The sequence below is a fragment of the Pandoraea apista genome (genome assembly GCF_001465595.2).
GTDB lineage: Bacteria > Pseudomonadota > Gammaproteobacteria > Burkholderiales > Burkholderiaceae > Pandoraea > Pandoraea apista.
In genome coordinates this window covers 1,325,958-1,339,957 of record NZ_CP013481.2, presented here as the reverse complement: position 1 = coordinate 1,339,957, position 14,000 = coordinate 1,325,958, and the positions used below count along the sequence as shown (strand labels likewise).

General features: G+C 62.4%; 14 protein-coding genes and 1 pseudogene. 9 read left to right on the top strand and 6 right to left on the bottom strand.

The genetic code is table 11. The features are described 5' to 3' along the window. Positions 1-23: 23 nt before the first annotated feature. Positions 24-1,382 (bottom strand): MdtA/MuxA family multidrug efflux RND transporter periplasmic adaptor subunit, encoded by a 1,359-nt coding sequence (locus AT395_RS06270; RefSeq protein WP_231586139.1) that lies wholly within the window; start codon positions 1,380-1,382, stop codon positions 24-26. A gap of 592 nt (positions 1,383-1,974) precedes the next feature. On the opposite strand from AT395_RS06270, the gene AT395_RS06260 reads away from it, so the two are divergent. Then, positions 1,975-2,694, top strand: a complete 720-nt coding sequence (locus AT395_RS06260) for a response regulator (protein ID WP_036663232.1) — start codon at positions 1,975-1,977, stop codon at positions 2,692-2,694. 121 nt (positions 2,695-2,815) lie between these two features. Continuing rightward, positions 2,816-4,090, top strand: coding sequence for an ATP-binding protein (locus AT395_RS06255; protein WP_042112603.1), 1,275 nt, complete (start codon positions 2,816-2,818; stop codon positions 4,088-4,090). 392 nt (positions 4,091-4,482) lie between these two features. On the opposite strand, the gene AT395_RS06250 is transcribed toward AT395_RS06255, so the two are convergent. Further along, positions 4,483-4,773 (bottom strand): H-NS histone family protein, encoded by a 291-nt coding sequence (locus AT395_RS06250; protein WP_042112604.1) that lies wholly within the window; start codon positions 4,771-4,773, stop codon positions 4,483-4,485. A gap of 881 nt (positions 4,774-5,654) precedes the next feature. Between AT395_RS06250 and AT395_RS06245 the strand changes: the two genes are divergently transcribed. Then, positions 5,655-6,263, top strand: coding sequence for a GNAT family N-acetyltransferase (locus AT395_RS06245; RefSeq protein ID WP_082164648.1), 609 nt, complete (start codon positions 5,655-5,657; stop codon positions 6,261-6,263). Positions 6,264-6,387: 124 nt separating this feature from the next. Continuing rightward, positions 6,388-7,722 carry an MFS transporter gene (locus tag AT395_RS06240; protein ID WP_048627855.1) on the top strand — a complete coding sequence of 445 codons (1,335 nt, stop codon included), beginning with the start codon at positions 6,388-6,390 and terminating at the stop codon, positions 7,720-7,722. A 77-nt stretch (positions 7,723-7,799) separates the two neighbouring features. Here AT395_RS06240 and AT395_RS06235 read toward each other — a convergent pair whose 3' ends face one another. The 3 genes and pseudogenes from AT395_RS06235 to AT395_RS06225 all read right to left on the bottom strand — a co-directional run bounded on the left by AT395_RS06235 (position 7,800) and on the right by AT395_RS06225 (position 9,152). Then, the gene (locus AT395_RS06235) at positions 7,800-8,222 is read right to left on the bottom strand and encodes a DUF6691 family protein (RefSeq protein WP_048627828.1); all 423 of its coding nucleotides are present in this window, start codon (positions 8,220-8,222) and stop codon (positions 7,800-7,802) included. Beyond that, positions 8,219-8,665 carry a YeeE/YedE family protein gene (locus AT395_RS06230; RefSeq protein ID WP_042112606.1) on the bottom strand — a complete coding sequence of 149 codons (447 nt, stop codon included), beginning with the start codon at positions 8,663-8,665 and terminating at the stop codon, positions 8,219-8,221. The genes AT395_RS06235 and AT395_RS06230 overlap by 4 nt, the downstream gene beginning before the upstream one ends. Positions 8,666-8,789: 124 nt before the next feature. Further along, a pseudogene (locus tag AT395_RS06225) lies at positions 8,790-9,152 on the bottom strand (ArsR/SmtB family transcription factor). A 123-nt stretch (positions 9,153-9,275) separates the two neighbouring features. Here AT395_RS06225 and AT395_RS06220 point away from each other — a divergent pair. Continuing rightward, a complete protein-coding gene (locus AT395_RS06220) occupies positions 9,276-10,145 on the top strand; it encodes an MBL fold metallo-hydrolase (RefSeq protein WP_042112608.1) in 870 nt (289 codons plus the stop codon). Here AT395_RS06220 and AT395_RS06215 read toward each other — a convergent pair. Continuing rightward, the gene (locus tag AT395_RS06215) at positions 10,132-11,016 is read right to left on the bottom strand and encodes a LysR family transcriptional regulator (protein WP_048627856.1); all 885 of its coding nucleotides are present in this window, start codon (positions 11,014-11,016) and stop codon (positions 10,132-10,134) included. The two genes, AT395_RS06220 and AT395_RS06215, sit on opposite strands and share 14 nt — an antisense overlap. A 124-nt stretch (positions 11,017-11,140) precedes the next feature. Here AT395_RS06215 and AT395_RS06210 point away from each other — a divergent pair, with 124 nt between their 5' ends. From AT395_RS06210 to AT395_RS06195, 4 genes are all read left to right on the top strand, one after another. Then, positions 11,141-11,542, top strand: coding sequence for a tautomerase family protein (locus AT395_RS06210; protein WP_048627829.1), 402 nt, complete (start codon positions 11,141-11,143; stop codon positions 11,540-11,542). 193 nt (positions 11,543-11,735) lie between these two features. Continuing rightward, a complete protein-coding gene (locus AT395_RS06205) occupies positions 11,736-12,104 on the top strand; it encodes a YXWGXW repeat-containing protein (RefSeq protein WP_042117260.1) in 369 nt (122 codons plus the stop codon). Between the two features lie 221 nt (positions 12,105-12,325). Beyond that, on the top strand, positions 12,326-13,171 hold the full coding sequence (locus AT395_RS06200; protein ID WP_042112610.1) for an ABC transporter substrate-binding protein: 846 nt from the start codon (positions 12,326-12,328) through the stop codon (positions 13,169-13,171). An 80-nt stretch (positions 13,172-13,251) separates the two neighbouring features. Further along, entirely contained in the window at positions 13,252-13,974 is a 723-nt protein-coding gene (locus tag AT395_RS06195) for an amino acid ABC transporter permease (protein ID WP_048627830.1), read from the top strand. Positions 13,975-14,000 lie beyond the last annotated feature (26 nt).

Sequence of the window (14,000 nt, the reverse complement as noted above, 5' to 3'; positions counted from 1 at the left end):
GCGTGAAATCACGCGACGTCGTCCTATTGCGCCGAACGGCGATGCCCGCCGTTGCCGTTGCGCTTCTCGCCGGGGGCGCGCGGTGCGACGGCCGCCGCGCGGCTCTCGGCCGTGATCACTTCGACCTTGGCGCCGTCGCGCAGCTTGTCCATGCCGTCGATCACGAGTCTTTCGCCCGGCGCAATGCCCGACTCCACGGCCACATTGGTGCCATCGGTCGGCCCGAGCTTCACGGTCTTGAGCTTGACGGTCTGATCCGGCTGCACGGCATAAACGAAGCTGCCCTGCGTGCCGCGCTGCACGGCCGCGCTCGGAATCAGCGTGGCGCTCTTGAGCGTGTCGACGAGCATCTTCACGTTGACGAACTGATTCGGGAACAACAAACCCTCGCTGTTGGCAAACTCGGCCTTGAGCTTCACGGTGCCGGTCGTCGTATCGATCTGGTTGTCGATGGAGGCGAGCTTGCCGCTCGCGAGCTTGATCTTGCCGGCACGGTCGAAGGTTTCAACGAGCAGCGTCTCGCCGCTGCGCGAGCGCTTGACCACCTTCGGCAGATTGTCTTCGGGAATTGTGTAGACGACGGTAATCGGCGAGACCTCGTTAATGATCACGATACCGTTGGTGTCCGAAGCGTGAACGATATTGCCCGGATCGACCAGACGCAGCCCCGCGAGTCCTGAGACCGGTGCGGTCACGCTCGCATAGCTCAACTGCAAACGGGCATTGCCAAGCTGACCTTCGTCGGACTTGACCGTCCCTTCGTACTGCTTGACGAGCGCACGCTGCGTATCGACGGTCTGTCCGGCAATCGAGTCCTGCTTGAGAAGGGTCTCGTACCGGGCCAGATCGAGCTGGGCGTTCTTGAGCAGCGCCTGATCGTGAGCGAGCTGCCCCTCCATCTGCGTGACCTGCACCTGGAACGGACGCGGATCGATCTCAGCAAGCAACTGGCCTTCCTTGACCATGTCGCCTTCCTTGAAGTGCACCTTCATGAGCTGACCGTCGACCCGCGAATGCACCGTAACGCTGCGTGTCGGCGTGACGGTGCCCAGTGCATTGAGGAAGACCGGCAGATCGCCCGTCTTGGCCTCGACCGCCGTGACCGGCGTGGCCGGAGCGCCGGCCCCGGCTGCACCGGCGGGCGGACCGCCACGCCGCCCGCCCGCCTGGGCGGGTCCCTGAGCATTTTGAGCGTGCAGACGGTAATAAACACCGCCCGCAATGAGCACGACGACCAGCCCGATGACACCGGGCACGAGCCAGCGGCGCGCACGCGAAGGCGCCTCGACTGGCCCCGCGTTGCGTTGCGCCCCGGGGTTAGCGGGCGTGGGCCGATCAGAACCGTTCGGTTGTTCCGAACCGTGGGGACCGTGCTCGGTCATGACTTCCTCGTAACAGCGGAGTAGTTAGCGGATTCGTCCAATGCGGACGACGTACTTTTTTGTCTGATTGCTGCAGTGCGGCAAACTGGGCGGCAGCGGCTGGAATCGCCCCGGACCGCGCCTTGTGCCGGTTTCGGCTGATCAGCATAGCAGACCGTTGTGAAAGCCTGGCGCAATCGCCGATTACAGCAGCTTTCCCTGCGGGCAAGCGAAAGCGTTGCTGCTGAAAGACCGGCTGGGCTGCCGATGGTTCGCGTCGTGCCCGGTGCGCAATATCTGCCGGCGTCGCGCCGAACCCTGCAATGCCTTGTCGCAGCGCTCTCGCAACGCGAGATGTGCGATTGGGTGTGCGAAATTTGCCGCTCAAACGGCGATGAAACGGCTGCGAAATTGCAGCGAAACTGCGGCAAAACCGCGACGTATTGAGCAGAGCAAAGCTTACGTGAAGCGGGGGAAATTCGTGCGAAATCGAAGCTGGCTCTATTATTACGCATCGTTACAGACAACCAAGACTGTAATGTCCGGAAACAAAACGCGTGTCTGGCCGCGCGGGGAGACCACTATCATGACGACACCACCCGTCCGAACGAATATGAAAATTCTTGTTGTCGACGACGATCCCGATCTGCGTGATCTGCTGCGCGAGTACCTGAGCCGCCACGGCTTCTCGGTCGCCGTCATGCATGACGGCGATGGGCTGGCCGCACGCCTCGAGCGTGAGCGTCCCGCCCTGATCGTGCTCGACCTGATGATGCCCAAGGTCGATGGCCTCACGGCGTTGCGTGACCTGCGAGCGCGCAACGACGATGTGCCGGTGATCCTGCTCACGGCGCGCAGCGACGAGATCGACCGCATCGTGGGACTGGAAATCGGCGCCGACGACTATCTCGGCAAGCCGTTCAGCCCGCGCGAGCTGCTGGCCCGCATCAACGCCGTGCTGCGTCGTCGCAAGACACCCGACGCCGCCGTGCCCGAGCAACGCGAGAACTACACGTTCGGCCCATTCGTACTCGACTTCCGCAGCCGCACGCTGACCCGCGATGCCCAGTTGCTTACGCTCTCGGACGGTGAATATGGCTTGCTGCGCCTGTTGGTGAACCACGCCATGCAGGTGCTCTCGCGCGAACGCATCATCGAATTGCTTTACGGCGCCGATAGCGACGTCAACGACCGCGGCATCGACGTGCAAATCTGGCGCCTGCGCCGTTTGCTCGACGAAGACGCGCAGAGCCCGCGCTTTATCCAGACCGTGCGCGGGCGTGGTTATATCTTCGTTCCCGACGGCCAACGCGCCGATATGGCGACCGGTTGATCGACCGGCACCGGACTCGCCCTTTTACCGACGTCCTGTACGAAGGTATCCTCTTCCGGTCTGAGAAGGACTCCGGCATGACGCCGATACTGCTGCCCCCGGCCCCCATGCGGAGCATGACATGAAGGGCCGTTTCGACACTCTGTTTGGCCGGCTGGCGCTGCTCATCATCGCGGCGCTGGTCATCAGCCATTTCTCGTATCTCACGATCCTGCGCAGCGATCATGACGACACGCGCGTGCAGAACGCCGCCGAGCAAATGGCGTTCATCATCAAGTCCGCGTCGGAAGTGCATGAAGGCAACTCAACGCTCACGTTGCCCGATCTCGTCCAGGTCGTACCGGTCTCGTTCGCCCATGGCGACGTGTTCGAGCCGACCAGCAAGAACGCTCGCCTGACGACCGAACTTGCCCGGCGTCTGCCGGCCGGCACGCAACTGCGCGTGGAACGCACACCACCGCCGCGCATCTGGGCACGCCTGCCGGGGCGCGACTACTGGATCGCCACGCCGGTACTATCGGTGCGCAACCCGCCGGGCACCGCCACGATTCTGCCGGGCCTGGCCGCCGTACTCGGTATTACGGTCATCTTTGCGCTGTTTGCCGCCTGGCAATTGCAGCGGCCAGTGCGGGATATGGCCGCCGCAGCCGAGCAACTCGCGACCCATCGCGTTCGAACACAGGTCAAGGAGCGCGGCCCGCTGGAGCTGCGTCAACTGACCGAGCGTTTCAATCGCATGAGTCACGATATCGTGCAGACCGACCGCGAGCGCAATACGATGCTCGCCGGGATCGCCCACGATCTGAAGACGCCGCTTGCACGTTTGCGTCTGCGTGCCGAAATGCTCGACGACGTGCAGATGAGCGAAGGCATCACGCGCGACGCCGAATCGATGACCCGGATCGTCGACCAGTTCCTGCTGTTTGCCCGAGGTGTCGAAATGGACGGCGCGGCGTCGCCGGTGGAGGCACGGATTCCTTCGCTGATTGCGCCGTTCCTCGATCAGGGCTATGCCATCGAACTGGACTTACAAGCCGGGCCGGGCTTCAGGCTGCGCCAGACCTACCTCGAGCGCATCGTGAATAACCTGCTCGACAATGCGGTCACCTACGGGCGGGCGCCGCTCGCGATCCGCACATCGCGAGACGCCAGTGGCTGGCGCCTTGTCATCGAAGACAGCGGCCCGGGCATTCCGAACGAAGACATCAATCGTATCGTGAGACCTTTCGTGCGCCTTGATCCGGCTCGCGGTGGCAACGCCCACTGCGGACTTGGGCTGGCCATCGTCGACAAACTGACCCAGCAATTGGGCGGGCGAGTCTCGTTCACCAATCGTCCTACGGGCGGATTGCAGGTCACCCTGATGTTTCCACCGGACGATCCCGGTGCGGAGTAAGCGCGAAGAGAAGCGCGGAGGGAAGCGCGGAATAAGTGCCGATAGGCGTCGATAAGCGGCTTGCGGTGCTGGGGCGGCCCATCGGCCGATTCGGGCGGACGGCGTTGCCTCTTGCCTCAGTCGCCGCCCTCTCATTCCCACACAATGAAAAAACCCGCCGTCGATAAACGAACGGCGGGTTTTGACTTTTCAGGCACTGCATCACATCAAGCCACAGCCAGGCGATCCGAGGTTGGGGGGCAAAACGACTATTACTAGGCTGCTGCTTTACTGCTCTCAGGGACACGGTGGAGATGGCAAAGCGCTGTGACCTTAGCGCGTCACAGCGACCGCCGGCTCCCCAACCTCCCTGGCATGTGACCGGCAACGCCAGTCCGGCTTTCGCCGGCGTATTACTTGATCAAGAACTTCTCTTTGTTCTTCCCAACCCACTTCGGCGCGCGGCCGCGGCCCGACCACGTTTCGCCGGTGGCCGGATTCATATACTTCGGCGCAATCTGTGCGCGAGCGGCGCGACGACGACCGTCCGTCGTGGCAAGTCCCAGATCCTTTGCCGTCAGTTCATATTCCTGGATCTTCTGTTTGACTTCGGCGATGACCTGGGCCACTTCGCGGGTCCGGGCCTCTTCGATTTGCTTTTCGATCTTTTCGCGTTGCGCGACGAGTTCCTTATAGCTTGCCATCTGGCGTGTCCTTACGTTGTTAAAATGGATCGCCACTTAAAATAGCACGAGTTTTAATAATTGGAAAACGGCATTTCCATCAAATGAGTCTGTGCACGCACAAATTTCATTGAATTGTCCTAGCGACACTTCAGAAAATGCACAGAATCAGGGCATGAATCCGGGATTACCACTGCGCTCGCGAAGACGATATCACTCGATAATCGGTGCCAATCGCCTTGTAAGATGAACCGAATTCTCCGCGCAGTGATCAGGACTCCACGCGGCACTATGGGTCCACGCCTCCTCCTGCAAGATTTGGTAAGTATTTACCGGGTTCGGGTTCCCTCGCCCGTGGCATCGACGTTTTGATCGTTCGGCACCTCAAGATATACGATCACAAATATTTAAGCGCAATCCAATCATTCTGTGATCCGAAGCACTCTGCTCATTCGGATTTTTCGCATCAGACGGCAAGAATTACGAATATCCACGGTTGAGAATTTCCCCAGAGAATTAGACTGCTTTCGTCCGAAGCACGACGGATATCGGCGGATACCGCTCGGCTCGCAGCCCGGAATGTGCCTTTTACCGATATCGCCCGCAATAGGTCTTCGATGACCTTCCGGGAGACGAGATTCCGATAAATCGGGACAAAGCGACGCCCGTTCCGATTTGTTGACGTATACGTCACTCTCATGCGCCGAAGTCATTTCTCGAATCGAAAGAGATTTCGTAAGATGAGACAATTCATCCGTACGCAAATTCCCGCCGGAGGCCCTGCCACAAGGCTTTCCAAGGAGAATGAGATATTCGCGCCGCCGAAATTAAGCAAATCCTGATTTGACCCGATCGGCAATTGCCGTCCGAATTCGAACTGATTCAACAGGAATTTTTACTGCATGACGACGTCGACCATTGCCACGAATTCACATGCTCCTTTCGGCACGCCTGCTCAGACGCTGACGACCGAGCGTACGATTCTGCGTCAGTGGCGCCTGGAAGACCTGCCGCTTTTCGCCGCGCTCAACGCCGACCGGGAAGTCATGCGCCACTTTCCTACGACGCTCGATCGTGCCCAAAGCGACGCCGTCGCCCACCGGTTGGCGCAACACATCGAGACGCACGGTTACGGCCCATGGGCACTCGAGATTCCAGGCGTGACGCCGTTTGCCGGTTTCGTCGGCCTGATGCGTGTGGGTTTCGACGCCCCTTTCGTGCCGGCGGTGGAGATCGGCTGGCGGCTGGCGACAGCGTGGTGGTCGAAGGGCTATGCAACGGAAGCGGCACGCGCGGCGGCGCAGTTCGCGTTCGGGACACTGGGCCTCGACGAACTTGTCTCGTTTACCGTGCCCGCCAACGTGCGCTCGCGCGCAGTAATGCAGCGCATCGGCATGCGCCACTGCCCCGACGAGGACTTTCTGCACCCATTGATACCATTGGGCCATCGACTGCGTCGCCACGTGCTGTATCGGCTCGGTGCCGACGAATTGGCGTCCGGCAAGCGGTGAGCGTCGCCTTCGCGATTGAAGCGTACGCTTAAATCGTGGGAGAATCCGAGTCTTTGCGCCAGCCGTCCCCCCCATCGTGTCGCGCGCCGTCATTATTCCGCTCATCATCGCTTGCGCTCTGTTCATGGAGAACATCGACGCCACGGTGATCACGACTTCGCTGCCCGCCATGGCACGCGATCTTCATCAGGACCCGATCTCACTGAAGATGGCGCTCACCGCCTACGTGGTCGGACTGGGCATCTTCATTCCGATCTGCGGCTGGGTCTCGGACCGTTTCGGTGCGCGCAACGTCTTTCGTACCGCGATCGGCATTTTCATGGCCGGATCGATTCTGTGCGCGCTGTCGTTCTCGCTGCCGACGTTTGTATTCGCGCGCTTCCTACAGGGGGTTGGCGGCGCGATGATGGTGCCGGTCGGCCGTCTCGTGATCTTCCGCGCGGTGCCCAAGCATGATCTGGTCAAGGCTATTGGCTACCTGACCATGCCCGCGTTGCTCGGCCCGGTCATTGGGCCGCCGCTCGGTGGCGCCATTACGGCCTATTTGCACTGGCGCTGGATCTTCTTCATCAACATTCCGGTCAGCCTGCTCGGCATTTACCTTGCGGGCAAGTACATCGACAACGAGCGCGGCGGCGACGCCGGACGTCTCGACACACTCGGCTTCATGCTCTCCGCGCTGGGCAGCGGCCTGCTCATGCTCGGGCTGGCCATGATCGGTGAACACCAGGTCGCCGACAGCGTTGTGTTCACCATGTGCGCACTGGGCGCCGTATTCGTCTACGCCTACTGGCGGCATGCGAATCGTGTAGAAGCGCCTCTGCTCGATTTCCGCCTTCTGCGTATTCCAACGTTCCACGCCAGCGTCGTTGGCGGTTCGCTCTTTCGCATCGGTCTGGGCGCCGTGCCATTTTTGCTGCCGCTGGCGCTGCAGGAGGGGCTGCATATGGACCCGTTCGAATCCGGCATGATCACCTGTGCGTCGGCGTTCGGTGCCATTTTCATGAAGGCGATTGCGCAACGGGTGCTGGCAAGATTCGGTTTCCGCCGGGTGCTGATCGTCAACGCGGCACTGGCCGGACTGGCGCTCTCGTCCTACGGGCTGTTCACGCACAACACGCCGGTACTTGTCATGCTGGCCGTGGTGGCCTTCGGCGGCTTCTTCCCGTCGCTCCAATTCACATGCCTGAACTCGATCGTGTACGCCGACATTGCGAGTGCCGACGCCAGCCGCGCAACGAGCCTCGCGAGCGTTGTACAACAGTTATCGCTCGGGTTGGGCGTGACGATTTCAGGGATGGTGCTACAGGCGAGCAGCCGGCTCGCTGGTCACGAGCAACTGACGGCCAGCGACTTCCTCCCGGCATTCCTCGTGATCGGGCTGTTCTCGTGGCTGTCGATCCCCGTCACCCGGCAACTCCCCGCAGACGCCGGCACGGAGCTGGCAGGCAAGCACTGAATCGCAGACACGGCGCGGTGTCTTGCTTCATGTCTCGGACCGCGCCTCACGCTTCGCTCCACGTTCCGTCGCGCCGTTTATTTCGTACCTGCGCGGAAGACCATTGCGTGCAGCGCCATACCACCGACCATCGCCGCAACGAACAGCAGCGCCTTGCCGGAACCCGCGCCAAGCAGCACCAGCGCCGGGCCCGGGCAAATACCCGCGATCCCCCAACCGATACCGAACAGCAACGCACCGAGCACGAGCCGTTTGTCCAGACCGTGCAAAGCTGGCCACACACGCGGTTCGCCCGTCCACGCGACCGGGCGCGAATGCGCCAGACGGAAGCCCAGCAGCCCCACGGCAACAGCCCCGCCCATCACGAACGCCAGCGATGGGTCCCATTGCCCCGCAAGGTCAAGGAAGCCCAGCACCTTTGCCGGATTGGCCATGCCCGCGAGAATCAGCCCAAGCCCGAACACGAGACCGCCGATGAATGCGAAGAGCAACTTCTTCACGCGGCACCTCCTACATTCAGGACATGCCGCACGACAAACACTGTCGCGACGCCGGTTGCCATGAAACACAGCGTGGCAACGAGCGAGCGCCACGACAAACGCGACAGGCCGCAAACACCGTGCCCGCTCGTGCAGCCCGATCCAAGCCGCGTGCCGAAGCCCACCAGCAAGCCAGCCGCGATGAGCATGGCCGTGCCGGCATCGATCTGCGCTTCGGGGACTACGGCAACGGCGCGGTACACCCAGGGCGCCGCCATCATGCCGGCGATGAAGACAACGCGCCAGCCCACATCGCCGGCGCGAGGCCGCAACAGGCCGCCGACGATGCCGGAGATGCCCGCGATGCGCCCGGCCGACAGCATCAGCCAGACAACGGCGAGTCCAATCAGCACCCCACCGGCCAAAGCTGTCCAGGGGGTGAAGTGAAGCGTGTCGAGAGTCATGAGCGGAGCGTCTCCTTAGGCATTGGACGACCGGCAAGGCGCGGTGAGAAATCAAACGACAGAAACAATAGCGACGACAAACGCGATCAGTGGGATCAGAGGGATCGACGGCCATTGGGCCCCATCAGGGCCTCGGACAAAACTGATCGTAGAGACAAGCCAGCACCGCCAGTACAGCCCCATCCGCGACCGAATAATAGATGCGCTTGCCGTCCCGGCGCGTGGTCACCAGCGCTTCGGTGCGCAGCACAGCGAGTTGCTGCGAGAGTGTCGGTTGCCGGATGTCGAGCTGCGCCTCCAGTTCGCCCACTGACAACTCTCCCTGCGTGAGCTAGCACAAGATCAGCAGGCGGTCTTCATTGGCAAGCGCACGCAGCAGCGCCGTGGCGTCGCGTGCGGCGGTTCGCAGGCGCGCAATATCGAGCGGCGCGACGTCTGTGGAGACACTCGCCCGGCCGACAGGGGATAGCGCAGTCACTCGGGGCATGGCAGGATCGATGCAAATCAGAAAGTCACGGCGACGCGACACGATGTCACGCGCGACGCGTCGATTACGGACACTTTACTGATTTATAATATATGAATCGATAAATTTTTGCAGGAGCCGGTCATGTCAGCCACGCCAGCACACATCGAAGCCTTCTTCGACACCGCCACCGCCACGGTGACGTACGTCGTGTTCGATGCGCCAGGCGGTCACGCCGCGATCCTTGACCCGGTGCTCGACTACGACCCCAAGGCGGGGCGCACGCATACCGGGTCGGCCGAACGTGTTCTCGAGTTCGTCGCCGCGCAAAAGCTCACGGTCGACTGGATTCTCGAAACGCACGCGCACGCCGATCATCTGTCGTCGGCCCGCTGGCTCAAGGAGCGCGTGGGCGGGCGCATTGCCATTGGCGCGCACATTCGCGATGTCCAGCACGTCTTCAAGAAGCTGTTCCATCTGGGGGCCGACGTACCACCCGACGGCTCGCAGTTCGACCACTTGTTCGAAGACGGCGAGACGTTCGCCATTGGCACGTTGCAGGCCGAGGCGATGTTCGTGCCAGGGCATACGCCGGCCGACATGGCCTATCGCGTGGGCGACGCCGTGTTCGTGGGCGACACGCTTTTCATGCCCGATGTCGGCACCGCGCGCTGCGACTTTCCCGGCGGCAACGCGCACACGCTGTACCGGTCGATCCGCCGCCTGCTGGCGCTGCCAGAGTCGACACGCCTGTTCATGTGCCACGACTATCCGCCGGCCGGACGCGAAGCGAACTGGCAAACGACGGTTGGCGAGCAGCGCCGCGCGAACATTCATGTACACGACGGCATCGACGAAGACGCCTTCGTCGCCATGCGCGAAGCCCGTGATCGCACGCTCGACATGCCCACGCTGATCCTGCCTGCCGTACAGGTCAACATCCGCGCGGGCGACATGCCCCCGCCGGAGGCCAACGGCACGCGCTACCTGAAGATTCCGCTCAACGCGCTGTAAGCTGCCCCGCCAACGCGTCGCGCGCCTGCGTCACCCATTCGGGTTCGCCGCGGCGCGCGGGCAACAGATGAAACTCGGCGTCCGGTAACGACGGCAAACGTCGCCCCGGCACCAACGTTTCGATGCGCGCGAGCGCCGGGCCCGCCGCCGATGTATTCAGACATGCCACCCCGAGCCCCGCGCTCAACGCCAACTGCAACCCTGCCACCCCCGACGCCACATGGGCAATCGTGTAAGGCACGCGATGCTCGTCGAGCCATTGCGTGGTGAAGCGGTGAAGCGCACAGGTGTCTGGCAGCACCAGGAGCGGTAGCGGCACCCCTTCCTCAAGCACGAAATCCGGCGACGCCACCCAGTCGAGCGACTCTCGCCCGAGCGTGCGGCTGCCCGCGACGGCGTCGCGGCCGAGGGACTTGCCAAGCACGCGCATCGACAAGCCAATGTCGAAGTCGCCGCTGTCGTAACCCGACTCGATCACGCCGCTCTTCAGAATCGTCACATGAATGCGCAGTGACGGATACGCCACACTCAGGTGCCGCAGCATGCGCGCCACATCGCCGGGACGGAAGTAGTCGGTGATCGCCAGCCGCAGCTCGCCAGCGAGCGAAAACCCGCGCACATCGTGCCAGGCCCGTTCCGACTGAGCGATCAATTGCCGCGCATGGGTCAGCAGCCGCTCGCCCGCGGGCGTTGTTGCGACCCCTTGCTTGCCGCGCGTGAACAGTGTCACGCCAACGCGCTCCTCCAGCTTGCGAACCTGTTCGCTCACTGACGACTGCGACAGGAAGACACGCGGCGCCGCCGCCGACAGGCTACCCGCCTCGGCCACAGCGACGAAGGTACGCAACTGATCGAAATCGAATCCCGCCACCATGATTACATCCATTGAAGAAACCGATGGATCAAATCGTAAATTCCCGCTTTTCCGATGTCAATCATCTCCCTACACTGCAATGGCTGTCGTCATACATCGCTCAACATTTGGGAGTCACACCATGCCGCACATCGTTCTTCAACTCTCCGGTACGCCCAACGACGCGCTCTCGCGCGAGGCCGTGCGCGCCGTGTCGCAACTGACTGTGGACACGCTGCACAAGGCGCCGGAAGTCATTGCCGTGACCGTCGACTATGTGCCGCACGAACGCTGGTTCATCGGTGGCGCGCCACTCTCGGAACAGGGGAAAAACGCCTTTCATCTGGATATCAGCGTGACAGACGAGACGAACACGAAAGCGGAGAAAGCGCAGTTCATCGCGCAGGTCTTCGAAACCGTGTCGGGCCTGCTCGGTAACGTGCATGCGTGCTCGTACATTCATGTGATCGACGCTCGCGCCGCCGCTTACGGTTACGGCGGACGCACGCAGGAATATCGTCATCAGCACGCATCGACGGCGTGACGTGCGGCGTTCGCACTGACTTTCGGCAAGCAATCCCGACTATCGGCCAATCAGTGCGAACGGCCGTTCGTGCGGCTTTTCGGCGAATGAAACGAAACATTTCCAACACTTTTTTACGACTATTTGCTTCGTCATTGCTCCGTCCCCTCGTAGGATGAAGATGTACCAAGACATCGCTTTCAAGGGGGCGAATATGAAAAAACTGACTCTGACCATTGCGCTCGTGGCTGCCACGCTCGGCGGGATTGCCGTGGCGCCGGCCCACGCTCAGGTAGGCGTTTCCATCAGCATCGGCGCGCCGCCGCCGCCGCGTTATGAGCCGGTGCCGCCGCCGCGCGTCGGGTACGTTTGGGCGCCGGGCTTCTGGGACTGGGACGGCCACCACCACGTGTGGCGTGGCGGCCACTGGGAACGTGAGCGTCCGGGCTACGCGTATCGCGCACCGACCTGGCATCAGGGGCCGCACGGTTGGGAGTTGAACCGTGGCGGCTGGGATCATGGCGATCACGGCCGGGGCCCCGACCATCATGACGATCACCGCGGCTACGATCACCACGGCTGATCCGCTTCACAGCCGTCTCTGATCGACACGAACGCCGGCGCTTATCAGCGCCGGCGTTTTGCTAAGGAAAATCGATTGGTTGGGCGCGCGCAGGTGCGCCGTTATCGTAGAGAACCCGCTCGCTGCTACCCGCAGCCGGTCCCCGCCAATGACTGTCCGCCGTTTGCGTTGGCGAGACCGGGACCCGAGACGGATCTACGCAAAACGGAGCCCAACAGGCCATGCAAAACAAGACTCGCCAATCACGCGCACGACTCACTGTTTCCACCCTCGCCGCCGCACTCCTTTCGGTGGCGGCCCTGGCGCCGCTCGCCGCGCATGCCGACAAACTCGACGACATCAAGAAGGCCGGCGTGCTTCGCGTAGCCACGTTCGACAGCAATCCGCCGTTCGGCTATGTCGACGCGAAGTCGCACAAGATCGTCGGCCTCGATGTCGACTACGCCAAGGCGCTGGCCGACAAGCTCGGCGTGAAGCTCGAAATTCAGCCGACGAATCCAGCCAATCGCATTCCGTTCCTCACGTCGAAGAAGGTCGACCTCGTGCTGGCGAACTTCACCATCACCGACGAGCGCGCCAAGCAGATCGACTTCAGCATTCCGTACTTCTCGTCAGGTCAGCAATTCCTCGCGAAAAAGGGCACGTTGTCCTCGCCCGATCAACTGAACGCACTGCGCATCGGCGCCGACAAGGGCACCACCAACGAAATCACGCTGCGCGAGAAATTCCCGAAGGCAACGATCGTCGCGTTCGACGACACGCCGTTCGCGTTCGCCGCACTGCGCACCGGCACAGTCCAGGCGATCACGCAGGACGGTCCGAAGCTCGTCGGCCTGCTGGCCAATGTGCCCGACAAGCAGAACTATGAGATCCCCGCGTTCACGATCTCGAACGACTACATGGGCGTGGGCGTTCCCAAGGGCGAAGCGCGCCTGACGGCATTCGTGAACGACACGCTGCGCGGACTCGAAAAAGACGGCACCGCGGCGAATATCTACGACCGCTGGTTCGGCCCGAACACGGCTCAGCCGCTGCCGCGTCTGTTCAAGATCGGCGACAAGGCCTGACGCTTGCCCCGTCGGCCTCGCCGGGGCGCACGAGGTCACTGCCTCGTGCGCACCCGGCGTTTTGCATTGGAATTCCCGTCATGATCGACTGGCTCGCCCCGAAATATGTCGGCTGGCTGCTGCAAGGCTTCGGTGTCACGCTCGCCCTTGCGGTGGCCGTCAGCGCCGCCGCCACGGCACTCGGCTTCGGACTGGCTCTCGCCCGCGCCTCGCGTAACGCGCTGCTTGCGCGCCCCGCCACCGCCTTCGTCGCGCTCATGCGCAACACGCCGCTGCTGGTGCAGTTGTTCTTCTGGTACTTCGGCGTGGCAGCGCTGCTACCGGCCGACACCGTGCTGTGGCTCTCGCAACCCCATCGCTGGCATCTCGTGCTGTTCGATATTCGCTGGCCTACGCTCGAGACCCTCGCCGGTTTCATCGGCCTCACAATCTACACGACCGCATTCATCGGCGAGGAAATTCGCGCCGGACTGCGCGGTGTACCTGCCGGGCAGACACACGCCGCGGCCGCGTTGGGTCTTGGCCGCTTCGCCGTCTTCCGTCATGTGGTGCTCCCGCAGGCCGTGCGCATCGCTCTGCCGCCGCTCTTCGGCCAGTACATGAATGTGGTGAAAAACTCGTCGCTCACGATGGCCATCGGGCTGGCCGAACTGTCGTATGCGTCGCGGCAGGTGGAAACGGAAACGTTCAAGACGTTTCAGGCGTTCGGCATCGCCACGCTGCTCTACGTCGGTGCGATTGCGCTGATCGAGGCCGTGAGCATCGCCACCACGCATCGTCACGCAACGGCGCCATCGCGCTGATGGCGAACGACAGAGACTCCTCCCGG

Coding starts and splice junctions, on each gene's coding strand:
- AT395_RS06270 (WP_231586139.1), bottom strand. CDS start 1,382: ATGACCGAGCACGGTCCCCACGGTTCGGAACAACCGAACGGTTCTGAT.
- AT395_RS06260 (WP_036663232.1), top strand. CDS start 1,975: ATGAAAATTCTTGTTGTCGACGACGATCCCGATCTGCGTGATCTGCTG.
- AT395_RS06255 (WP_042112603.1), top strand. CDS start 2,816: ATGAAGGGCCGTTTCGACACTCTGTTTGGCCGGCTGGCGCTGCTCATC.
- AT395_RS06250 (WP_042112604.1), bottom strand. CDS start 4,773: ATGGCAAGCTATAAGGAACTCGTCGCGCAACGCGAAAAGATCGAAAAG.
- AT395_RS06245 (WP_082164648.1), top strand. CDS start 5,655: ATGACGACGTCGACCATTGCCACGAATTCACATGCTCCTTTCGGCACG.
- AT395_RS06240 (WP_048627855.1), top strand. CDS start 6,388: ATGGAGAACATCGACGCCACGGTGATCACGACTTCGCTGCCCGCCATG.
- AT395_RS06230 (WP_042112606.1), bottom strand. CDS start 8,665: ATGACTCTCGACACGCTTCACTTCACCCCCTGGACAGCTTTGGCCGGT.
- AT395_RS06220 (WP_042112608.1), top strand. CDS start 9,276: ATGTCAGCCACGCCAGCACACATCGAAGCCTTCTTCGACACCGCCACC.
- AT395_RS06210 (WP_048627829.1), top strand. CDS start 11,141: ATGCCGCACATCGTTCTTCAACTCTCCGGTACGCCCAACGACGCGCTC.
- AT395_RS06205 (WP_042117260.1), top strand. CDS start 11,736: ATGAAAAAACTGACTCTGACCATTGCGCTCGTGGCTGCCACGCTCGGC.
- AT395_RS06200 (WP_042112610.1), top strand. CDS start 12,326: ATGCAAAACAAGACTCGCCAATCACGCGCACGACTCACTGTTTCCACC.
- AT395_RS06195 (WP_048627830.1), top strand. CDS start 13,252: ATGATCGACTGGCTCGCCCCGAAATATGTCGGCTGGCTGCTGCAAGGC.